This window comes from Halomonas korlensis, assembly GCF_900116705.1.
Lineage (GTDB): Bacteria > Pseudomonadota > Gammaproteobacteria > Pseudomonadales > Halomonadaceae > Halomonas > Halomonas korlensis.
On record NZ_FPBP01000011.1, the window covers coordinates 103,780 to 126,612 of the forward strand.

At 64.5% G+C, this 22,833-nt stretch carries 16 protein-coding genes and 5 tRNA genes; 8 read left to right on the plus strand and 13 right to left on the minus strand.

The window, feature by feature from the left end:
- Positions 1-3 precede the first annotated feature (3 nt).
- Complete coding sequence (locus BM341_RS14645) at positions 4-1,920, plus strand: SLC13 family permease (protein WP_089796809.1); 1,917 nt, start codon at positions 4-6, stop codon at positions 1,918-1,920.
- A gap of 98 nt (positions 1,921-2,018) precedes the next feature.
- Here BM341_RS14645 and BM341_RS14650 read toward each other — a convergent pair whose 3' ends face one another.
- From BM341_RS14650 to betI, 4 genes are all read right to left on the minus strand, one after another.
- Complete coding sequence (locus BM341_RS14650) at positions 2,019-4,466, minus strand: acyl-CoA dehydrogenase (protein WP_089796810.1); 2,448 nt, start codon at positions 4,464-4,466, stop codon at positions 2,019-2,021.
- Positions 4,467-4,665: 199 nt separating this feature from the next.
- Positions 4,666-6,393: a choline dehydrogenase gene (betA, locus tag BM341_RS14655; protein ID WP_089796811.1), complete on the minus strand. Its 1,728-nt coding sequence runs from the start codon at positions 6,391-6,393 to the stop codon at positions 4,666-4,668.
- Positions 6,394-6,567: 174 nt separating this feature from the next.
- The gene (gene betB / locus BM341_RS14660) at positions 6,568-8,037 is read right to left on the minus strand and encodes a betaine-aldehyde dehydrogenase (RefSeq protein WP_089796812.1); all 1,470 of its coding nucleotides are present in this window, start codon (positions 8,035-8,037) and stop codon (positions 6,568-6,570) included.
- A gap of 11 nt (positions 8,038-8,048) precedes the next feature.
- Entirely contained in the window at positions 8,049-8,654 is a 606-nt protein-coding gene (gene betI / locus BM341_RS14665; protein WP_175507879.1) for a transcriptional regulator BetI, read from the minus strand.
- 251 nt (positions 8,655-8,905) lie between these two features.
- On the opposite strand from betI, the gene BM341_RS14670 reads away from it, so the two are divergent.
- From BM341_RS14670 to BM341_RS14690, 5 genes are all read left to right on the plus strand, one after another.
- Positions 8,906-9,871, plus strand: a complete 966-nt coding sequence (locus BM341_RS14670; protein ID WP_089796814.1) for a choline ABC transporter substrate-binding protein — start codon at positions 8,906-8,908, stop codon at positions 9,869-9,871.
- Between the two features lie 85 nt (positions 9,872-9,956).
- A tRNA-Met gene (locus BM341_RS14675) sits at positions 9,957-10,033 on the plus strand.
- A gap of 119 nt (positions 10,034-10,152) precedes the next feature.
- Positions 10,153-10,228 (plus strand) — tRNA-Asn (locus BM341_RS14680).
- 47 nt (positions 10,229-10,275) lie between these two features.
- A tRNA-Asn gene (locus BM341_RS14685) sits at positions 10,276-10,351 on the plus strand.
- Between the two features lie 33 nt (positions 10,352-10,384).
- Positions 10,385-10,460 (plus strand) — tRNA-Asn (locus BM341_RS14690).
- 169 nt (positions 10,461-10,629) lie between these two features.
- On the opposite strand, the gene BM341_RS14695 is transcribed toward BM341_RS14690, so the two are convergent.
- Positions 10,630-12,699: a carboxy terminal-processing peptidase gene (locus BM341_RS14695; RefSeq protein WP_089796815.1), complete on the minus strand. Its 2,070-nt coding sequence runs from the start codon at positions 12,697-12,699 to the stop codon at positions 10,630-10,632.
- Between the two features lie 138 nt (positions 12,700-12,837).
- Here BM341_RS14695 and BM341_RS14700 point away from each other — a divergent pair, with 138 nt between their 5' ends.
- A complete protein-coding gene (locus BM341_RS14700) occupies positions 12,838-14,136 on the plus strand; it encodes a M18 family aminopeptidase (protein WP_089796816.1) in 1,299 nt (432 codons plus the stop codon).
- An 88-nt stretch (positions 14,137-14,224) separates the two neighbouring features.
- On the opposite strand, the gene BM341_RS14705 is transcribed toward BM341_RS14700, so the two are convergent.
- The 8 genes from BM341_RS14705 to BM341_RS14740 form a co-directional block, all read right to left on the minus strand.
- Positions 14,225-14,301, minus strand: a tRNA-Met gene (locus BM341_RS14705).
- 79 nt (positions 14,302-14,380) lie between these two features.
- The gene (gene ychF / locus BM341_RS14710; protein WP_089796817.1) at positions 14,381-15,472 is read right to left on the minus strand and encodes a redox-regulated ATPase YchF; all 1,092 of its coding nucleotides are present in this window, start codon (positions 15,470-15,472) and stop codon (positions 14,381-14,383) included.
- A gap of 90 nt (positions 15,473-15,562) precedes the next feature.
- Positions 15,563-16,147, minus strand: coding sequence for an aminoacyl-tRNA hydrolase (gene pth / locus BM341_RS14715; RefSeq protein ID WP_089796818.1), 585 nt, complete (start codon positions 16,145-16,147; stop codon positions 15,563-15,565).
- Between the two features lie 98 nt (positions 16,148-16,245).
- The gene (locus tag BM341_RS14720) at positions 16,246-16,908 is read right to left on the minus strand and encodes a 50S ribosomal protein L25/general stress protein Ctc (RefSeq protein WP_089796819.1); all 663 of its coding nucleotides are present in this window, start codon (positions 16,906-16,908) and stop codon (positions 16,246-16,248) included.
- Between the two features lie 129 nt (positions 16,909-17,037).
- Positions 17,038-17,979: a ribose-phosphate pyrophosphokinase gene (locus tag BM341_RS14725; RefSeq protein ID WP_175507880.1), complete on the minus strand. Its 942-nt coding sequence runs from the start codon at positions 17,977-17,979 to the stop codon at positions 17,038-17,040.
- Positions 17,980-18,062: 83 nt separating this feature from the next.
- Complete coding sequence (gene ispE / locus BM341_RS14730; RefSeq protein WP_089796821.1) at positions 18,063-18,941, minus strand: 4-(cytidine 5'-diphospho)-2-C-methyl-D-erythritol kinase; 879 nt, start codon at positions 18,939-18,941, stop codon at positions 18,063-18,065.
- Positions 18,942-18,948: 7 nt separating this feature from the next.
- The gene (gene lolB, locus BM341_RS14735; RefSeq protein ID WP_089796822.1) at positions 18,949-19,587 is read right to left on the minus strand and encodes a lipoprotein insertase outer membrane protein LolB; all 639 of its coding nucleotides are present in this window, start codon (positions 19,585-19,587) and stop codon (positions 18,949-18,951) included.
- A 28-nt stretch (positions 19,588-19,615) separates the two neighbouring features.
- The gene (locus BM341_RS14740) at positions 19,616-21,391 is read right to left on the minus strand and encodes a tetratricopeptide repeat protein (protein WP_245784288.1); all 1,776 of its coding nucleotides are present in this window, start codon (positions 21,389-21,391) and stop codon (positions 19,616-19,618) included.
- A gap of 173 nt (positions 21,392-21,564) precedes the next feature.
- On the opposite strand from BM341_RS14740, the gene hemA reads away from it, so the two are divergent.
- Entirely contained in the window at positions 21,565-22,833 is a 1,269-nt protein-coding gene (gene hemA, locus BM341_RS14745) for a glutamyl-tRNA reductase (RefSeq protein WP_089796824.1), read from the plus strand.

Sequence of the window (22,833 nt, forward strand, 5' to 3'; positions counted from 1 at the left end):
AGCATGTCGGATAGCTGGCCGTTTCTGTCGGCAAGTACGCTGGTCTTCATTCTTCTTGGTCTGACACTGGCCGCCTTCGCCTGGGGACGTTTCCGCTTCGATCTGGTGGCCCTGGCTGCGCTGCTGGGGTCGGTCATGCTGGGCCTGGTCCCGAGTGACGAGGCGTTCCTGGGGTTTGGCCACCCGGCGGTGATCACGGTGGCTGCGGTGCTGGTATTGAGTCGCGGTTTCGAGCGCTCAGGAGTCGTCGACATGATCGCCGTGCAGGTGCTCAAGGCAGGCGATCGGCTCCTGCTGCAGCTGCTGGTGCTTACCGGCACCGTGGCGGTGCTGTCGGGGATCATGAACAACGTCGGCGCCCTGGCACTGATACTACCCGTGGCGATGCGAATGGCCAGGGAGCACGACGTTTCGCCTTCTCTGCTGCTGATGCCGCTGGCCTTCGGGTCGCTGCTCGGGGGCTTGACCACGCTGATTGGCACCCCGCCAAACATCATCATCTCCACCTATCGTGAATCGGTCACCGGCGAGACGTTCGAGATGTTCTCCTTCACGCCGGTGGGGGCGGCAGTCGCCGGGATCGGCCTGGCCTTTATCGTGCTGCTTGGGTGGCGGTTGACCCCGCAGCGTGCCGGCAAGGCTTCCCGGGAGGAAATGTTCGATACGGCGAATTATCTCTTCGAAGTGGAAGTCGGCAAGGAGGCCAAGGCGGTAGGCTGGACCCTGCCTGACCTGCATGCCGAGCTGGAGGAAACCATTCCGGTGCTGGCCGTGGTGCGCGACGGTCGGCAACGTGCGGGACATGCCTTTTACGGCAGCCTACGCGAGGGCGATGTGTTGTTGGTGGAAGCCGGCCCCGAGGAGATGAAGCAGCTCGAGAACAAGGCAGGACTCCTGCTCAGTGCAAAATCGGATGAGGATGCCGAGGCGAGCGACGCCAAGGTGGACCACGCCGAGGTACCCACTGAGAGCGACACGCGCGCTCGGGCGTCAAACGAACAGGGCCAGACGCGAGAGGATGAAAAGCCCACGCAGGGGCTACGTAACAAGGTTGTCGATGCCGAGGAGCTGCAGCTGATCGAAGGCGTGGTGCGCAACGACTCCATGATGATCAACCGGACCGTCAGCCAGTTGCGTCTTCACAACCAGTTCGGCCTGCACTTGGTGGCGGTGGCGCGCGATGGTGGACGTCTCAAGCAGCGTCTCCACGATATTCGCTTTCGTGCCGGCGATGTGCTGTTACTGCAGGGCGGGGTCAGTGACATTACCGAGAGCTTGGCCACCCTGGGCTGCTTGCCGCTGGCCAATCGCAACCTGAACCTTGGCCACCCGCGTCTGTTGATCGTCTCGATCGCCATCTTTGCCGCCGCGATCTTGATCATGCTGTTCGACCTGTTGCCGGCCGCGGTAGCGCTTGCTACGGCGGCCCTAGTGTCGCTGTTGGTGGGCGTGCTGCCGCTGCGCGAGGGCTATCAGGCCATCGACGGGCCGGTGATCGTGCTGCTGGGGGCGATGATTCCGGTCGGCCAGGCGCTCGAAACCAGCGGTGGGGCGGCGCTTATCGCCGATGCGATGCTGGCATTGGGCAGCGGCTGGCCGGTGATAATGACGCTGGTCGGGCTCTTTATGCTTTCAATGCTGCTTTCCAATGTGATCAATAATGCCGCGGCGGCGTTGTTGATGGCGCCCATCGCCGCCAGCCTGGCCAACGGGTTTGATGCCTCACCGGACCCCTTCCTGATGGCCGTCGCCGTCAGTGCCTCCTGCGCCTTCCTCACACCCATCGGACATCAGTCCAATACGCTGGTGATGGGCCCGGGCGGCTACCGCTTCGGGGACTACTGGAAGCTCGGCCTGCCGCTGTCGTTGGTAGTGATGGTCGTGGCCATCCCGATGATTCTGCTGGTCTGGCCGCTGTAAGGTCGCGCCTTGATCGGGGTCCTTGAAAGGGTAGATACCAAAGCGCCCAGGCAGTGCCTGGGCGCTTTGGGATGATGGACGTTAACAGGCGGCCGGGGTCATGCTGCATTGTGACGCAGGATGTTGGCCTTGTCGGTGGCGAACGCGTCGTAGTCGAAGTCATCGACGCTGAGCAGTTCCAGTACCTCGGCCTCGCGCTCGCGCATGAAGACGGCGTCTTCCTCGCTGATCAGGCCCTTGGCCAGCGCGGCTTCCACACGCTGCTCCGGGTGCAGGGCCTGCGCCGGTATTTCACCCTTGGCGTGGGCCTTGTTGACGGTGCGGTAGAGGGCCTCGGCGCGCTCCTGAGTGGCGAGCAGGGCATTGTAGTGCGCCAGCGGATTGTCGCGTGAGCCGTCGTTTTGCTGCCATGTCACATCCAGCAGGTAGCGACGCAGGGCGGTATCCCGCGACACGGCCTGGGCAATTTCGCGGGCCAGATCATCGTGAGGACGCTTCCAGCGCCGGCCAGTGGGCATCACCAGGACCCGCAGCAGCCGGCCCAGGGCTCGGTTGGGCAGGTTGTCGAAGACTTCATCGAAGGCCTGTTCGGCGCGCTCAAGCAGGTAGGTGCAGCCGTAGTGCAACAGGGCTGCCTCGCCTTCGACCTGATCGCCTTCCTGCCAGCCCTTGAGGGTCATCGACACCAGATAAAGATTGGAGAGCACATCGCCCAGGCGCGCCGAGAGCATCTCGCGCTGCTTGAGGGAGGAGCCGAGGCTCGCCATGGCGGCGTCGGCGCAGAGGCCGAAACCGGCAGAGAGCCTGGCGACGTCCCGGGCGTAGGGCGCGGCGACGGTGTCAAAGGGCGTGCTCGGCCTGCCCAGGCCCAGCCCCTGGGTGAGGGCGCGAGCGGCATTACCGAAGACCAGACCGGCATGGGCGAAGAAGGCGTGATCGAAGGACTCGAGGTTGTCGGCGTCCTTGGCGGCCAGTTCCTCGAGCACGTAGGGATGGCAGCGAATGGCGCCCTGGCCGAAGATCATCAGGTTGCGAGTCATGATGTTGGCACCTTCCACGGTGATCGCCACCGGATTGGCGCTGTAGCCGATGCCCAGGTAGTTGCGCGGCCCCAGGGTGACGGCCTTGCCGCCGTGGATATCCATGGCATCGCTCAGGATCAACCGCTGGAACTCGGTGAGCTGGCTCTTGAGAATCGCCGAGGGCACCGCCGGCTTCTCGCCGTGATCAATGGTGTTGGCGGTTTGATAGACCGCGGAGCGGGCAATGTACGCCAGGGCGCTCATGCGCGCCAGGGGCTCCTGAATGCCCTCCATTTCCGCCACCGGCACGTTGAACTGACGACGGATGCGTGCGAAGCCGCCGCTCCAGCCGACGGCGTAGCGAGCGGTGCCGGTGGCGCCGGAGGGCAGGGTGATGCAGCGGCCGATGGAGAGGCATTCGACCAGCATGCGCCAGCCCTGACCGATCATCTCGTTGCCGCCGATGATGGTGGAAAGCGGCACGAAGAGGTCGTGGCCCTTGATCGGCCCGTTGAGGAAGGGGCTGCCAATGGGGTGATGTCGACGCCCGATTTCCATGCCCTGGGTGTCGCGGGGTATCAGCGCCAGCGTGATGCCGCGATCTTCCTCGTCGCCGAGCAGGTGCTCGGGGTCGAAGAGACGGAAGGCCAGGCCGATCACGGTGGCGATGGGGGCCAGGGTGATCCAGCGCTTCTCGAAATTCAGCCTCAGGCCCAGCACTTCCTCGCCGTCGATCATCTGCCGGCAGACCACGCCGGTATCGGGCAGCGAGGTGGCATCACTGCCGGCGCGCGGGCCGGTGAGGCCGAAGCAGGGAATCTCGCGACCATCGGCCAGGCGCGGCAGGTAGTGGTCCTTCTGCGCTTGCGTGCCGTACTTGAGCAGCAACTCACCCGGCCCAAGTGAGTTGGGCACGCCGACGGTGACCATCAATGTCTCGCTGACCGAGAGCTTCTGCAGCACCAGCGACTGGGCCTTGGCGGAAAAGCCCAGGCCGCCATACTGCTTGGGAATGATCATGCCGAAGAAGCCTTCCCGCTTCAGGTAATCCCACAGCTCCTGGGGCAGGTCCGCCCGCTCCTTGGCGATCTCCCAGGTATTGCACATGCCGGCGGCGACGCTGCACTGCGTGTCGAGGAAGGCCTGTTCTTCTTGCGAGAGCCCTGTGTCCTCGACGCCCAGCAGGCGGTCCCATCTCGGGCGCCCGGAGAATAGCTCGCCGTCCCAGGCAACGGTGCCGGCCTCGAGGGCCGTGCGTTCGGTATCCGATACCCTCGGGGCGACCTTCTTGAAAACGGCGAACAGCCGTGGCGACAGCCAGCGGATGCGCAACGCCGGCAGGCCGACGGCGGCGATACCGGCGGCACCGAGCAGCAGCCAGATGCTAGTCACTGTGGCGCCAGTGATCAGACCGATCAGGCCGAGAACGGCCAATACGCCGAGAGCAGGCAGGGCGCCGGCCTCGCGCCGCATGACTTCCAGCAGGCCGGCCACCGCGAGCAGGAGCAGGATCAAGGTGAGCATGGAAGATCTCCATCGTGATGTGGGCAATGGTTTCGGGCAATGATTTCGAACAGTTGTTTGAATTCTCACAGACTAGCCCATTGTTCTGCAACTGACCATGCCCGAAATCGTTGCCGTCTCAACGCAAACGCCCCACATCGGCTGTCAGCCGACGCGGGCGTGTTGGATGGGTTGCGCCGGAGGCGGCGGAACTCGGCGCTCAGGCCAGGCGGCGTTGTGGGGCCTGTCTCGCCGGCGCGCCATTGGCGACATGGTAGGGCGCCGTGCTGCGGGGCAGTGGCTCACGGCCGCGTATCCGGTCGGCGATCTTCTCGGCCAGCATGATGGTCGGCGCATTGAGATTGCCGGTAGGAATGACGGGAAAAAGCGAAGCATCGACCACGCGCAAGCCTTCCAGGCCGTGGACGCGGCCTTCGCCATCGACCACCGCGTCGTTACCCTCGCCCATGCGACAGCTGCCGCAGGGGTGGTAGGCGGTCTCGGCGTGTTCGCGCACGAAGGCGTCGAGCTCGGCATCGCTCTGGACGTTCTGCCCCGGCGAGACCTCGCGACCTCGATAGGCATCGAAGGCGGGCTGGGCGATGATCTCGCGGGTCAGGCGAATAGCGTCGCGGAACTCCTGCCAATCCTTCTCTTTCGCCATGTAGTTGAACAGGATGCTCGGGGCGGCCTGGGGATCGCGGGAGGTCAGGCGGATGCGGCCGCGGCTCTCGGAGCGCATCGAGCCGACGTGGGCCTGGAAGCCGTGGGCCTGCACCGCGCTCTTGCCGTTGTAGCTGATGGCGATGGGCAGGAAATGGTACTGCAGATTGGGCCAGGCCTCCTCGTCACGGCTGCGAATGAAGCCGGCCGCCTCGAACTGGTTGCTGGCGCCGACACCTTTGCCGAGCAGCAGCCACTCGGCGCCAATCTTCGGCTGGTTGACCCACTTCAGCGCCGGGTAGAGCGAGATCGGCTGCGTGCACTCGTACTGGATATACATCTCCAGGTGATCCTGGAGGTTCTCGCCGACCCCGGGCAGCTCGTGGACCACGGGGATGTCCAGCGCGGCGAGGTGCTCGGGATTGCCGACGCCCGAGCGCTGCAGGATCTGCGGCGAGGCGATGGCGCCGCCACATAGCAGCACTTCACAGCGGGCGCGAACCTGTCGCGGCTGGCCCTTGAGATTGCCCTTGAGATTGCCCCTGAGATTGTCCTTAATAAAGTAGCGCACCCCCACGGCGCGCTTGCCCGAGAATTCGATCACGTCGGTGGTGGCGTGGGTTTCGATGGTCAGGTTGGGGCGGCCCTTGGCCTGGTCGAGATAGCCGCGGGCGGTGGAGGCGCGCCGGCCATGCGGCGTGACGAAGCGGTCCATGGGCCCGAAGCCTTCCTGCTGATAGCCGTTGACGTCCTCGGTCTCCGGGTAGCCGGCCTGCTTGCCCGCCTCGATGAAGGTGCGATAGAGCGGATTGTTGCCTTCCTTGGGCGTCGTGACGCTCACCGGACCGTCGCCGCCGTGGTAAGTGTTCGGGCCGATATCACGGCTCTCGGACTTCCTGAAGTAGGGCAGGCAGTCGGCATAGCTCCAGTCTTCGAGCCCCGGGCGACGGGCCCAGTGGTCGTAGTCCAGGGCGTTGCCACGGATATAGCACATGCCGTTGATCAGCGAGGAGCCGCCGAGTCCCTTGCCGCGCCCGCATTCCATGCGGCGGCCGTTCATGTGCGGTTCGGGGTCGGTCTCGAAGGCCCAGTTGTAGCGCTTGCCCTGCAGCGGAAAGGCCAGCGCCGCGGGCATCTGGGTGCGGAAGTCGAAGCGATGGTCGCGACCACCGGCCTCGAGCAGCAGCACCTCGACCTTTGGGTCCTCGGTCAAGCGGGTGGCCAGCACGTTGCCCGCCGAACCGGCGCCGATAATGATGTAGTCGTATTCGCGGATCTGGGACATGGGGATCTTCCAAGGCGAAAACTGAAGCGGGGCTATTCCGTGGGCAGGTCCTCGCGAGGGCGCTGTGAACCCATCCCTGGGCGCTACATTCGCCTTCCCTGGCGAATGACCCTCGCTTTGACCTGCTCCCGGCGCCCCTAGGCGAGGCCTGGGGTAGCTAGGTCTGGATGGGTTTCAGAACACCGACTCGAAGGGTCCCATCTCGATCTGCACCGACTTGGTCTGGGTGTAATGGGCAAGGGTTTCGAGGCCGTTCTCGCGGCCCACACCGGACTGCTTGACGCCGCCCACCGGCATTTCGGCCGGCGATTCCCCCCAGGTGTTGACCCAGCAGATGCCGGCCTCCAGCCGGTGAATGGTGCGGTGGGCGCGATTCAGGTTCTCCGTGAAGACCCCGGCGGCCAGTCCGTAATACGTGTCGTTAGCGCGCTCGATCACCTCGGCCTCGTCGTCGAAGGCCAGGATCGCCATCACCGGGCCGAAGATCTCCTCGCGCACGATACGCATATCGTCATGGCAGTCGGTGAATACGGTGGGTGCGGCCCAGGCGCCATTTGCGAAGTCGCCCTGGTCCCAGGCCTCGCCGCCGAGGAGCACCCGGGCGCCTTCCTGCTTACCCAGCGCGATGTAGTCGAGCACCTTGGCCTGGTGCTCGAAGCTGACCAGCGGGCCGAAGTTGACGGTGGGGTCGCTCGGGTCGCCGGCCCGGATGCGTGCCACGCGCTCGCTGATTCGCGCCTCGAAGGCGTCCTTCACCGAGCGCTCGACGTAGACGCGCGTGCCGTTGGTGCAGATCTGCCCGCTCGAATAGAAGTTGGCCATCATGGCGGCATCGGCGGCGCGGTCGAGGTCGGCATCGGCGTAGACGATCAGCGGCGACTTGCCGCCAAGCTCCATGGTCACATCCTTGAGGGTCGAGCCACCGGCGGCGGCCATGACCTTCTTGCCGGTGCCCACCTCGCCGGTGAACGTGACCTTGTCGATGCCCGGGTGCGCGGTGAGCATCTGGCCGACCCGGCCGTCGCCGTGCACGACATTGAACACGCCGTCGGGCAGGCCGGCCTCGGTAAGGATCTCGGCCAGCGCCATGGCGGTGAGCGGAGTCACTTCGCTGGGCTTGAAGACCATGGCGTTACCGGCGGCCAGCGCCGGGGCGGCTTTCCAGCAGGCGATCTGGATCGGGTAGTTCCAGGCGCCGATCGCCCCGACCACGCCGAGTGGCTCGCGGCGGGTATAGACGAACGAGTCCTCGCGCAGCGGGATCTGGCTGCCCTCGATGGCAGGTGCCAGGCCGGCGTAGTACTCGAGCGCATCGGCGCCGGTGACGATATCCACCGCCGCGGTCTCGCTGATCGGCTTGCCGGTGTTGCGGGTCTCGAGCTCGGCGAGCTCGTCGTTGCGCTCTCTCAATAGCGCCACGGCACGGTTGAGGATGCGACCGCGCTGCATGCCGGTCATGGCGGCCCAGACGCGCTGGCCACGGCGCGCCGCGGCGACGGCGGCATCGACATCGGCCTCGGCGGCTTGCTGCACCGTGGCGAGGTGGCTGCCGTCGAAAGGGTTGACGACCGCGAAGGTCTCGCCGGAGCTGGCAGCCACCCGGCGTCCGTCGATGTAGAGGGTCTGTAGGTCGAGAGTTGCCATAGAGGCCTCCTTCAGGAAACGGGGTGGGGCTTGCTGCCTTCTAGCAGCTGATCCAGCGTGGCATGGGCCAGACGGCGGGCCTGCTCGGCATCCAGGCCCTCGGGGGTCAGTGCACCGCGTAGCCAGAGCCCATCGATTACTGCCGCCAGGCCACGCGCCGCCTGGCGGGCCTGCTCACGTGGCATCACGCGGCAGAACTGGTTGCACAGGTTCGAGTAGAGGCGGCGGTCGTTGACCTGTTGCAGCCGCTGCAGGCGTGGTGTGTGCATGCTGCTGGCCCAGAACGCCAGCCAGGTCTTGGCTACCGGCCCGGTGACCTGGCTGCGATCGAAGTTGCCGTCGATGATCGCCCCCAGATGCGCACGCGGGCTGGGAGCGACGAGTGATCGTCGTCGGGCGGCCACGGCCTCACCCAGATCGTGCAGGATCTGGCGCATCGTCGCTTCGAGCAGGCCGTCCTTGCCGCCGAAATAATGACTGATGATGCCTGCGGAAACGCCGGCATGGCGGGCGATGCGCATCACCGTCGTATCGGCCAGGCCGACTTCATCGATGGCCGCCATGGTGGCCCTGATCAGCTGCTGTCGACGGATGGGTTCCATTCCAACCTTGGGCACCGTGCAGACTCCTTCATTGGGGATTCGTCTTGCCACCACACCCACTAGCGTGGTTAACATAGGGCCAGCTTGCCATTTCTTTATTGAACGTTCAATCAATAAAAGGGCTGCCAATGAAAGGTGCTTTCATACTAGGCGCCCTGCAGCGAGATGGTCGGCCGGTGTCCGCTCGATACCGCGATATGCATTGAACTAGCCGAGACCTACGCATCGCGCTAGTTGAAACGATGAACCATTTAAGGGATATCCAGATGAACAAGACAACCATGCAACGCCAGATGGGCCTAGGCCTGAGCGCTGCGGTCCTGGGCCTTGTGACAACGCCGCTGATGGCCGCCGAGCCGGAGCAGTGCCAAACCGTGCGCTTTGCCGAAGTCGGCTGGACTGACATTACGGCGACCACGGCGCTGACGACCGAGGTTCTTGAGGCCATGGGCTACGAGACGCGCATCGATACGGTCTCGGTGCCGATTGCCTACTCAGGCATGAAGAATGGCGACTTCGATGTCTTCCTGGGTAACTGGATGCCCTCCATGGCATCGATCAGCGACCCCTACGTCGAGGCGGGTGATGTCGATCGCCTTGGCGCCAATCTCGAGGGCGCCAAGTACACCTTGGCGGTGCCGCAGTATGTCCATGATGCCGGCGTCACCTCGGTCGAGGATCTCGCCGAGCATGCCGACCAGTTCGAGAGCCGGCTGCACGGCATCGAGGCGGGCAACGATGGCAACGAGTTGATCCAGCAGATGATCGACGACGATGCCTTCGACCTCGGCGACTGGGATCTGGTCGACTCCAGCGAGGCGGGCATGCTCGCCGAGCTGAGCGCTCGGGTACCACGCGAGAAATGGATGGTGTTCCTCGGCTGGGAACCACACCCCATGAACACCAACTTCGACATGGCCTACCTCGAAGGCGCCGGCGATTATTTTGGCCCCGACCTGGGCGGCGCCACCGTCTACACCAACACCCGTGGCGGCTATGTCGAAGAGTGCGGTAACGTTGGCGCCCTGCTCGAGAATCTCGAGTTTACCCTGGAGATGGAAAACCAGCTCATGGGCACGATCATGGACGATGGCGCCGATCCGCGCGAGGCGGCTCGCGACTATCTAAAAGCCAATCCCGAAGTCCTCGAACCTTGGTTGGATGGCGTGACCACGCGGGAGGGCGAGCCAGCCCTGCCGGCGGTCCAGCAGGCGCTCGATATCGAGGCGTGAGCGGTCTCGCGGACTTGCCTTGGAGCGGGCCTGCGTGCATAATCTGTCTCCGTTGCCCGGCCATGGTCGGGCAACGTGTTGATAAGGCTACGTAGCTCAGCTGGTTAGAGCACATCACTCATAATGATGGGGTCCCCTGTTCGAATCAGGGCGTAGCCACCAGCCGCATTCCAAGACGCCCGCCCGGCCATTTCCGAGCGGGCGTTTTCGTGGCATCCCGGCCAATCCTTTCTTGACCTGACCAGCCCGATCCGTATACTACGCACCGTGTTCGAGGTCATTCCCCGATAGCTCAGTTGGTAGAGCAAATGACTGTTAATCATTGGGTCACAGGTTCGAGTCCTGTTCGGGGAGCCAGCTTCATGCTCAAGTGAAGCGGCCAGGACGTTCGAGCACAAGGCGATTCCCCGATAGCTCAGTTGGTAGAGCAAGTGACTGTTAATCACTGGGTCACAGGTTCGAGTCCTGTTCGGGGAGCCAACCTCCTGTCGTTACCGCGTCTCACCGTATTCTTCCCCGATAGCTCAGTTGGTAGAGCAAGTGACTGTTAATCACTGGGTCACAGGTTCGAGTCCTGTTCGGGGAGCCATCCAGCTCGTTTCCAGCATGCTTGTATTCCTGGCCATCGGCTACTTGTCGGTCAGGCATCGTCGTGTCTGCCATGCGCCACCTGCTGCAGGGTCATGGTCTTTAGACCCCAAAGCAAGCCGCCGGACCTCAGGTCCGGCGGTGTGGGTTAGTCGAGCAAGCGAGTGACGTTATTGCCGGCCGGCCAGGCGGTAATCGCCGTCGAGCTGGGCGAAGTCGAGCAGGATATGGGCGGCCTCGAGCACTTGAACTTCTTCCACGGGTTCTTCGCGCTCCTCGGGGTCCACCTCGTCCTCGTCGCGTGCGTCGATCCATTCATCGAGCGTGTCGAGGCCCAGCGCAATGCGACGCTCGTTCTCGAGAGCAAGCTGTTCGGCTTCCTGAGCCTCAAGCTCCTGTTGGCGCATCTCACGGTTCAGGCTGACGCTGGTGTGCTGTTCGCGCATGCGACGCACCAGCGCCGCTTGGTCTTCCAGATAGCGGAAGTTGGGCAATTCGTCGGCGCGTTGGAGGTGGCGCTCCTCGAGCGTGCTCAGGTACTGGTCCGGGTCGCCATAGGTGCGGTATTGCACTGGCCTGACCGTGTCCCATTCCAGTGCGTTGTCGAGGCTGCTCTCGCCGATCTGCTCCGGGTCTACCAGGCTCGGGAAGGCGATATCGGGTTCGACACCGCGATGCTGGGTGCTTTCGCCGGAAATACGATAGAACTTGGCACGCGTCAGCTTGATCTCGCCATGGCTAAGATCGTTCAAGGTCTGTACCGTGCCTTTGCCGAAGGTCGAGGTGCCAAACACCAGGCCGCGCCCGTAATCCTGAATGGCGCCGGCGAAGATCTCCGAGGCCGAGGCGGAGAGGCGATTGACCAGCACGCCAAGCGGGCCGTCGTAAAGGGTGCCTGCCTCGGTATCGCCATAGAGACTGATGCGGCCGCGGGCATCGCGTACCTGCACGGTCGGGCCGCGATCGATAAACAGGCCGATCAGCGAGTTGGCTTCCTGCAGGGCACCGCCGCCATTGCTTCTCAGATCCAGCACGATGCCCTCGACGCCTTCCTCCTGCAGTCGCTCGATCTCTCGGGCCACGTCACGGGTGGTACTGCGGTACTCCTCTTCGCCCGCCTGCCAGGCCTCGAAATCTACATAGAAGGTCGGAATCTTGATCGCGCCGATGCGGTGGACGCCGTCGTCGCGTTCGATCTCGATCACCTCACCCTGCGCGGCTTGATCCTCGAGGTCCACGGTGTCGCGAGTGATCTCGACGACCTTGGAGCGGGTCATGTCCACGGCCTGGGCAGGAACGACATCGAGACGCACCACCGAGCCCTTGGGGCCGCGGATCAGGTCGACGACGTTATCGAGGCGCATGCCGACCACGTTGACCATTTCCTCTTCATCTTCCTGGCCGACGGCAACGATGCGGTCGGCCGGTTCGAGCACGCCGGACTGCTCGGCAGGACCACCCGGCACCAGACTCGCGACCTTGACGTACTCGCCATCGGATTGCAGCAGGGCGCCGATACCTTCCAGTGACAGGCGCATCTGGATATCGAAGGATTCGCCCTGCCGAGGTGACAGGTATTCGCTGTGCGGATCGATACTGCCGGTTACGGCGGCCATGAAGAGTCCGAACACATCCTCGGTTTCGGTCTGTTCCAGCCGGGAGAGCTGGCCTTCATAGCGCTGACGCAGGTTCGTCTCGACCTGTTCGGCATCCTGGCCGCTGATTTCCTGGGTCAGGGCGGCGTTCATCAGGCGCTTGTTCCACAGCTCGTCGAGTTCCGCGTGAGTCTGCGCCCAGGGCGCATCGTCGCGCTCAAGGTCGAGACGCGCATCGGTATCGAAATCGTAGTCGATGCCCTGGTCAAGCTTCGCCAGTAGCCACTCAAGGCGCGATTCGGCTCGCTCGTGGTGCAGGGAGTAGAGGTCGAATATTTGCGTCAGTTCGCCCTCGAGGATGGCATCGTCCATCCGGGTCTCGAGGTTGCGAAAGCGCTCGACATCGTCATGCAGGAGGTAGGCGCGCTGGCCGTCGAGGATGTCCAGCAGCCGCTCGAAGGCTTGGCGCGACCACTCGTCATCGAGCTCGACGTCGGCATAGTGGCTGTAGCGCATTGACTCGGCCACTTCCATGGCTGCCTGGCGTTGGCTGTCGGTGGGTTGCAGCTGAGCCGAGGCGGTGGTGGCGACCAGCAGCAAACCGGTCAGGGCAATCGAACGCCCCAGGGTGGCAAACAGGCTCATCGATTAAGCACTCCCGGTTTCATGTACACTTTGACCCTAGACCCGAATTAGGCCAATGAGTTGCGTGGATCGAACACTTATTGTATCAGCTCGGACAGTGACGCATGACCCTGTCTCTGTCTCGCCAAGAGGAAAACCATGACCCAGGATGATCCGATCGGGCGCCTGCTCGATTTCCTGCACCGTTCTCCCACCCCATGGCACGCGACGGCCAACATGGCCACTCGGCTCGAGGCGTCTGGCTTCCAGCGCCTCGACGAGCGCGAGGCCTGGCAACTTGCCCCGGGGGATCGGGTCTATGTGACCCGTAACGACTCATCGATCATTGCGCTGCAACTCCCCAATGATCCACTCGTCGCGTTGCGGATGATCGGCGCCCATACCGACAGTCCGGGGCTTAGGCTCAAGCCGCATGCCGCGCAGACCGCGGCGGGTTGGCTGCAATTGGGCGTCGAGGTTTATGGCGGTGCATTGCTGGCGCCCTGGTTCGATCGTGACCTGGGGCTTGCCGGCCGCGTGCACGTGCGCCGCGCGGACGGGCGCATCGAGGGCAAGCTGCTTAATGTCGACCGCCCGGTAGCGACGATCCCCAGCCTGGCTATCCATCTCGATCGCGAAGCCAACAACGGTCGCGCGCTCAATGCCCAGACCCAGATGGCGCCGGTCTTCCTGCAGGGCGGGGAACATCAGGATCTGGATCGTTTGCTCAAGGGCTGGCTGGCCGAGCAACACGAGATCGAGGACATCGAGATTCTCGATTTCGAGCTAGGACTCTACGACACGCAGCCGCCGGCAAGCGTGGGGGTGGCAGGGGAGCTGATCAGCAGTGCCCGACTCGACAATCTGTTGTCCTGCTTCATGGGTCTCGAGGCCTTGCTGCAAAGCGACGGCAGCCAGGGCGCGGTGCTGGTAGCCAACGACCATGAGGAAGTCGGCAGTGCCAGCGCCAGTGGCGCGCAGGGGCCTTTCCTCGGTGACGTGCTGCGCCGCGTGGTCGAGCAGCGGGTTGGCAGCGATCAGGAGGCCTTCGTCCGCCTGATCCAGGCGTCGCGGATGATTTCCTGTGACAACGCGCATGCGCTGCACCCCAACTTCCTCGACAAGCACGATGCGTCGCATGGCCCCGCCATCAATGGCGGTCCGGTGATCAAGGTCAATGCCAACCAGCGCTACGCGACCAACAGCGCCACCGCTGCGATGTTTCGCGACCTGTGCCGCGAGGCAGGCGAGCCGGTGCAGACCTTCGTGACCCGCGCCGATATGGGCTGTGGCAGCACCATCGGGCCGATCACCGCGACCGAGCTTGGCGTGCCGACACTCGACGTGGGGGTGGCGCAGTGGGCGATGCACTCGATCCGCGAGACGGCCGGGGCGCGCGACGTGGCCTCGCTGACTACGGTGCTGACGGCTTTCCTGAATCGCCGCGGACCGCTTTGAACCGAGGCTCGCGCTGCGGAATGCGCCAGGCAACTAAAGACACAGCAAGAAGCCCGCGGAAGTGACCTTCCGCGGGCTTTCTCGTGTCTGGTGGCTACGCCCTGATTCGAACAGGGGACCCCATCATTATGAGTGATGTGCTCTAACCAGCTGAGCTACGTAGCCGTGTAACGGAGGCGGAGTCTACGGATGCCGATGGCCCGGGTCAAGCGCGGCGCGCCTGGTAAAGAGCGCCGCCGGCGACTCATACATTGAAGCGGAAGTGAATGACGTCGCCGTCACGCACGATGTAGTCCTTGCCTTCCAGGCGCCACTTGCCGGCATCCTTGGCGCCCTGTTCGCCGCCCAGGGTCACGAAGTCGTCGTAGCCGACCACCTCGGCGCGGATGAAGCCCTTCTGGAAGTCGGTATGGATCACGCCTGCCGCCTCGGGGGCTGTCGCACCGATCCTGACGGTCCAGGCACGAACCTCCTTCACCCCGGCAGTGAAATAGGTCTGCAGGCCCAGCAGGGCGTAACCGGCACGGATGACCCGATCGAGACCAGGCTCGGTCATGCCCATCTCGTCGAGGAACATGGCGCGTTCGTCGTCGTCGAGCTCGGCAATTTCGGCTTCGATCTGGTTACACACCGGCACCACCACGGCGTCTTCCTCGGCGGCGATTTCTCGAACCACATCGAGGTAGGGGTTCGACTCGAAGCCGTCCTCGTTGACGTTGGCGATATACATGGTGGGCTTGAGCGTCAGGAAGCCGAAGCTCTTGAGTTGGCGCTGCTCGTCATCGTCGAGACCGACGCTCCTCAATGGCAGGCCCTCGGCGAGGTGTGGCTGGATGCGCTCGAGGATTGCCTTGGTGGCGATGGCATCCTTGTCGCCCCCCTTGGCCACCCGCGTCAGGCGCTGGATGGCGCGCTCGACGGTGTCGAGATCGGCAAGCGCGAGCTCCATGTTGATGATCTCGATATCGGCGCGTGGGTCGATCTGGTTGGCCACATGGATGACGTTATCGTTGTCGAAACAGCGCACCACATGGGCGATCGCCTGGGTCTCGCGGATATTGGCCAGGAACTGATTGCCGAGCCCTTCGCCCTTGGAGGCTCCGGCCACCAGGCCGGCGATGTCGACGAACTCCATGGTGGTGGGCAGCACCTTCTGCGGACCCACGATCTCGGCCAGGGCATCCAGGCGCGGATCGGGCATCGGCACGATGCCCACATTGGGTTCGATGGTGCAGAAGGGGAAATTCTCGGCGTCGATACCGGACTTGGTCAGCGCATTGAAGAGGGTGGACTTGCCCACATTGGGCAGGCCGACGATACCGCAGTTGAAACCCATGGGATCTTCCTGGAAAACGAATACGAGGATGGAGAATGAAGAGTGGCCGATATTCTACGGGACGCCTGCGGTGTCAGCCACCGGCTGCGCTCACGGCTTGAAACTGTGCAGCCGGTTCATGGCCTTGGCCCAGTCGCCGGCGATGGCCAGTGGCAGGGTAGCCAGGCATTCATCGATGACGGCGTCGATGGCGGCATGTTCGGCCTTGCCGGGACGACCCAGGACGTACTGGGTGACTTGGCGGGCATCACCGGGATGGCCGATGCCCAGGCGCAGGCGATGGAAGCCGCGCTCGTTGCCGAGTGCACTGATGATGTCGCGCAGGCCGTTGTGGCCGCCATGTCCGCCACCCTGTTTGTAACGCGCGGTGCCGGCCGGCAGGTCGAGCTCGTCATGCGCGACCAGCAACTCGTCCGCCTCGAGACGAAAGAACTGGCAGAGCGCAGCCACCGCGCCGCCGCTGCGGTTCATGAAGGTGGTCGGTTCCAGCAGGTGAAGGTCGTGGCCGTCCAGGCGAACTCGGGCGTGAAGGCCGAGAAACTTCTTGTCGGGCCGCAGTTCGCCACCCGCCTGTCGGGCCAAGGCGTGCACGACCCAAGCGCCGACATTGTGTCGCGTGCCGGCGTAGTCGTTACCGGGATTGCCCAGCCCGATGATCGCTTTAACCTGACGCATCGTCGCTGCCTCCAAAAAAAATCAAGCGCCTGGGCGCTTGATCGAAAGGTAGGAGCCATGCCGGGCATGGGCCAGGCATGACTCCAGAGCATAACGGATTACTCGTCGCTGCTCTTGCCTTCGGCTGATTCGTCGCCCTTGGCGGCCTCATCGCCTTCCTCGTCGTCTTCCTCGGCGCGCACCTTGGCCTTGGTGATGCTGAGCACGGCATTATCGTGGTCTTCACCATGGGTCAGGTCGACCAGGGTCACGCCGGCCGGCACCTTCAGGTCGGACAGGTGCAGGGTGGAGCCAATCTCGAGCTCGGAGATGTCGACTTCCAGGTAGTCGGGCAGGTCCTTGGGCAGGCAGCTGATCTGCACATCGTTGGAGAGGATGTGCAGCTCGCCGTCATCATCCTTGATGGCCTTGCAGGCTTCCTCGCCAACCACATGCAGCGGCACATTGAGGGTGATTTCGTGGGTCGCATCGACGCGCAGGAAATCGGCATGCGTCACCAGCGGCTTGAAGGGATGACGCTGGAGGTCGCGAACCACGACCTGCTGCGACTTGCCGTCCAGCTGCACGGTGATCACCGAGGAGAAGAAGGACTCTTCCTCGATGGCCTTGTAGAAGCTGGTCTTCTCGACGGAGATGGGCTCGGGAGCCTGCTCACCACCGTAGATGATGGCCGGCACTTGCTCGTTCGCACGACGCAGGCGGCGGCTCGCACCTTTCCCCAGGTCATTGCGAACTGTGGCGTTAAGAATAAAATCTGACATGGATTGGAACCTCATGGGTTGAGCAAGAAAACGCCATCCCCGCGACCAGGCGATGGCGCTTTCGTAATCCCGGCAAGACCGGGGGCGTCGTCGTGCCTGTTTCAGTGAAGCGATTTCAGTGACGCGTCTTCAGTGGAACATGGCGCTGACGGATTCCTCATTGCTGACCCGGCGGATCGCTTCGGCGATCAGCCCGGCCACGCTGAGCTGGCGAATCTTGCCGCTGCGACGGGCAACGTCTGACAGCGGAATGGTGTCGGTGACGACGACCTCGTCGAGCACCGAGCCGGAAATATTGTCGACTGCCGGACCCGAAAGGATCGGATGGGTGGCATAGGCCACCACGCGACAGGCGCCGTGGGCCTTGAGGGCCTCGCCGGCCTTGCACAGCGTGCCGGCGGTATCGATCATGTCGTCGACCACGACGCAGTTGCGTCCTTCGATCTCGCCGATGATATGCATCACCTGCGCCTGATTGGACTGCGGGCGGCGCTTGTCGATGATGGCCAGATCGGCATTGAGCTGCTTGGCGATGGCGCGAGCCCGCACCACGCCCCCAACGTCCGGCGATACTACCACCAGATCCTCGTAATTCTGGCGCTCGATGTCGTCGAGCAGAATCGGCGAGCCGTAGACGTTATCCACCGGGACATCGAAGAAACCCTGAATCTGATCGGCGTGCAGGTCCATGGTCATCACCCGGTCGACGCCGGCCTTGACCAGCATGTCGGCGACGATCTTGGCGGAGATGGGCACCCGGGCCGAGCGTACCCGGCGGTCCTGACGGGCGTAGCCGAAGTAGGGCACCACCGCGGTGATCCGCGTGGCCGAGGCCCGGCGCAGGGCGTCGACCATCAGGATCAGTTCCATCAGGTTATCGTTGGTCGGTGCACAGGTGGACTGGAGGAGAAACACATCCTTGCCGCGCACGTTCTCGTTGATCTCGACCGCGACCTCTCCGTCGCTGAACTGGCCGACCGTGGCATTGCCCAGACGGCTGTCCAGACTCTCCGCCACCTTCTGCGCCAGTTCGGGATTGGCGTTCCCGGCGAAAACCATCAATTTTGACACGTGCAGCCACCTTTGCAGTGTTGGGTCTCGGGATGGGGGGTCGACTGCCCCGGCCGGGACGCGATGCTTGTCGACCCAGCACGTCATGAAGCCAGCACATCATGAGCCAGAACATCATGAAGAGGGGAGCGGTTCAGACCTCGTGCCTTGAAGGCGAGCCAGTGACGGGACGCCTCGGCCTGGAGGCCATCGGCCTGCGCTTCACTTTCCAGGCTTGCGACGACGCAGGCACCGGTGCCGGTGAGCATCGACGGCGCGCGACCCGACAGCCAGTCGAACACGCTCTCTACCTCCGGGTAGAGGTGGCGTACCGTCGACTCGCAATCATTGCGCCAACTCGTCGCTCCCCCCTGCAGTGCGCGCGCCATGGTAATCGGGGGGGTGTTGCGTGTCAATTGGGCGGCTCCGAACACCGCCGGGGTGGATACCGCGATGCCGGGATGAATCACCACGAACCAGGGGGTATCGAGCTCGACGGGGGTCAAGCGCTCGCCGATGCCCTCGGCCCAGGCGGCATGACCCTTCACGAAGACCGGCACGTCGGCGCCGAGGGTCAGGCCCAGCGCGGCGAGCCGCTCCAGCCCGAGACCCAGCCCCCACAGCGCATCGAGGCCAAGCAGGGTCGTGGCGGCGTCCGAGCTGCCACCGCCCAGGCCGCCACCCTGCGGAAGGCGCTTGTCGAGATGAATGTTGACGCCCTGCGTGCAGCCCGTCGCTGCCTGCAGCTGACGGGCTGCCTTCATGACCAGGTTGTCCTCGAGGGGGATATCGTCCAGGTACGGCGTCAGGCCGACCTCGCTGTCATCTCGGCGCTCGAACGTCAGGTGATCGCCGACATCGAGAAACTGGAACAGCGTCTGCAGCTCATGGTAGCCATCCAGCCGCCGGCCGGTGATGTGCAGCAGTCGGTTGAGCTTGCCGGGTGCCGGCAGCACCAGGCGGTCGGGCGTCGGGCTATTCATCGTTGCTTTAGTCTTCATCGAGCTGGGGCTGCCAGTCGGTGACGACCAGGACGACGCGCAGCTCGTCGTATTCCATGACCAGGCGGCGCGGCAGCCAGAGGCCTTCCACGCGCATCCAGTCACGGTAGTCGATGGTCCAGCCATCCTGGTGCAGGGTGGCGGGGAAGCCCAGTGCATCCTTCTCGAGACGATGCTCGCTCTGCTCAGCGGGCAGGCCACGAATCCAGTCGGACAGCGAGCTGACCGGTAGCGACCAGCCCAGCTGCTCTTCCATCAGCGCCTCGGGGGTCTCGGCCTCGAAACGCCCCTCCGCCGTGGACAGCGAGAAGCGTCCCTCGCGTCCTTCCAGGGTGCTGCGGCCGCTGCCGAAGGGGCCGCTGATCAGCAGTCGGTAATAGTGAGAGGTCTGGTTCCAGTCGAGATTGGCGCTGGTGGCGTCCTCGGGGGTTCGCAGGCTGGCCTTGCCGATCAGGACCCAGGTGTCCAGAGCCTCAAGCCGGTCTTTCTGAGCGCTCCACTGACCGCTGGCTCGCTCGCCTCCCGGGGCGGGCGCTCGGCCGGCACAGCCGGCGAGCAGGGCAACGATCAACAGTACGATGAGCGGTTTTACCGTGGGGGAGGGCATGCGTGGCGTGACGAAGGACATGGAGCGTTCTCGGGTCATGGGTGGTGGGTCAGCGAGGTGCTAGCGACAACTCGGGTAGGCGTTCCAGAAGCTCTTCGAGTGCCGGGCGCTCCTCGAAGCGCTGGAGAGCCGCGCGCAACAGCTCGCGGGCCTCGTCGCGTTGCTCGAGGGCCCAGAGCACCTCGATCAGATGTGCCGCGATCTCCTGGTCGGGCATCGCCGCCCAGGCGCGCTGCAGCCAGGGAAGGGCCTGCTCGGTATCGCCCTGGCGAAAGCGGATCCAGCCCATGCTGTCGAGAATGGCTGGATTGTCGGGTTCCAGCTCGTGGGCGCGCTCGATCATGTCGCGCGCCCCTTCAAGGCGCGATTCGCGTCCCAGCTCGGCCAGGGTGTACCCCAGCGCATTAAGTGCCGCTGCGTTATCGGGGTTACGCTCGATGATGCGCTCGAGATCGCGTTCCATGGCCTCGACATCGCCGGCGTTGTACGCCCGCATGGCGCGCAGATAGAGCAACTGCTCGTCGTTGGGGGTGCGTGACAGCTCCTGCTCGATCAGGGCATCGGCCTGATCGACAAGGCCTTGCTGGTCAAGCAGCTCCACCTCGAGCGAGACCAGGTCGGTGAAAGCGTCGTCATGGCGGAGGCGTTCGATGCGCAGGAAGGTACGGGCATCCGCCAGGCGACCATCCTCGATCAGCATGCGAGCGGCGCGCAGGCGGGCCGGCATGAACTCTTCCCCGGCGCCCACCTGCCGATAATAGAGCAGAGCGTTGTCGATCTCGCCCTGCGATTCGGCGATGGCGCCAAGCAGGTAAAAGGTCAACGGTGGTGTGTCGGTCTCGCCCACCAGCGGCAGCAGTAGGCGGCGTGCAGGCTTGGGGAGCCCTTCGTCAAGATAGAGCTGGGCGAGGGCAAGGCGCAGGCCTTCGTCGCCTGCGTGCTCGTCGAGCAGGGCATCGGTCTGTGCCTCGGCGGCGGCGACATTGCCCAGGCGCAGCTCCGACTGGGCCAGCAGCAGGATAAAGCGGGCGTCGCCCGGCGCCACGGTCAGGCCGCGACGGGCGGCATCGCGGGCCTTGGCGTGGTCGCCGGCTTGCTGGGCGAGCTGGGCGCGGGTCAGCCACAGCGCTGGCAGTTCAGGCGAGAGTTGCGTGAGCCGGTCGAGTCGACGCGAGGCCGAGGCGTTGTCGCCCACGGCGACTTCGAGCATCGCCGTGGCGAGCTCGGCCTGGTGGGGCACAGGAGAGGCGGTCGCATCCCGACTGGCCAGGTGAGCGTGCATCCGCTCGAGCAGCGGTGCCGGATCGGCGCCCCCGGCGAGGGCGCTTTCGACGAAGGCAACGAGTTCGCCCTGGCCCCCGAGGTCGACCAGGCGCAGCCGCTGGTCCAGTGCCGTTAGCCAGTCGCCCTGCTGCACGGCGAGGCTGGCCAGCAATCTGGCGGGCTCCTCCGACTCAGGCGCCATGGCCTGCCAGCGCTGGGCGGTGTCGGCCAGCAGTTGTGCGTCGTTGCTGAAACGGGCGGCCAGCGCGGCTCGTTCGATCAGTTCCACCGAGTCGTAACGCTCGGCGCCTTCCAGATAGCCCTGAGTGGCACGATGGTAATCGCCGCGCTGGCCGGCGATCTCGGCGGTCATCAGCCCGGCGAGCCCCTGGGCATCCAGGCCACGCCGGATGGGCGGGGCGCTTGCCATGGGGTCGTCCTCCGGCAGCATGCCGGGCGCGCTGGAAGGCAGTACCTGGCAGCCGGCGAGCAGGGCGGCAAGCGTCAGCGGCGTCAGGACATGGCGGGCCAGCGGGTGAGGAAGCATTAATGCAAATGGCATGCGGGTCTCGTTCAAAATGCCGAGCGGCCAGCATAACGGCTCGGCCTTCCCGGGCAAAGCGCCCGATCAGGCCATGGCGCCTCGCGGCCTCGTGCTGTGTTAGAATCTTGCGCTCCGAAAGCCGGGTGGCACAGCACCCGAGCGCCGTTTACCTGAGTGAAGACGCCGACTGCATGACGCTGCTTGCCCTGGGAATCAATCACCGAACCGCCACCGTGGAGGTGCGCGAACAGGTCGCCTTTTCGCCCGCTCAGCTTGCGGCGGCGCTGGGGGAGCTGCGCGGCCTGCCCGAGATCAAGGAGGCGGCAGTCCTCTCGACCTGCAATCGCACCGAACTCTACTGCATCGCCGATGCCAATGGTGAGCAGGTGATACTCGACTGGTTGGGGCGTTACCACGGTCTGCAGCCGGAGGAGCTGATCCGCTGTGCCTACCATTATCTGGAAAACGATGCTGCCCGGCACCTGATGCGCGTAGCGGTCGGCCTCGATTCCATGGTGCTCGGCGAGCCGCAGATCCTCGGCCAGCTCAAGGACGCCTACCAGAGCGCGCGCGAGGCCAAGGGACTGGGTGGCGAGCTGGAGCGTCTCTTTCAGCACACCTTCGCGGTGGCCAAGCAAGTACGCACCGAGACCGGCATCGGGCGCAACCCGGTGTCGGTGGCCTATGCAGCGGTCAGCCTGGCCAGCCGCATCTTCGGTGACTTCGGCCGCTCTCGGGCCCTGCTGATCGGCGCCGGCGAAACTATCGAGCTGGTGGCCCGCCATCTTCATGAAGCCGGCGTACGCCAGTTGACCGTCGCCAATCGCACCCGGGAGCGCGCCGAGCTGCTCGCCGGCCCTCTGGGCGGCCGCGCCGTGACCTTGAACGAGATTCCCGATGCCCTGGTCGAGGCCGACATCGTCATCTCCTCGACGGCGGCCCCCCTGCCGATCCTCGGCAAGGGCATGGTCGAGCGGGCCCTGAAGAAGCGCCGTCATCGCCCCATCTTCATGGTCGATATCGCCGTGCCGCGCGATATCGAACCCGAGGTCGGGGAGCTCAGCGATGTCTTCCTTTATACCGTCGATGATCTCGAGGAGGTGATCGACGAGAATCGCCGTCATCGCCAGGTCGCCGCCGACCAGGCCGAGGCGCTGATCGAGCACGGCGTGGAGGCCTGGCAGCACGAACGACGCATTCGCGGCGGCGGCGAGCTGATCCGTGATTTCCGCGCGCACTGCCAGTCGCTGCGCGAGCTTTCCGAGCGACAGGCGCTAGCGCAACTCGCGCGCGGCGATGACCCGGAAGAAGTGGTTCGGCGTCTGGCCCACCAGCTCACCAACCGCCTGTTACACAGCCCCACGGTGGCGCTTCGCGAGGCGGCCTCCGCCGAACGGCACGACCTGCTCGATGCCGCCGCGACCCTGCTGCTCGACAGTTCACCCGACAAGTCCCGATAG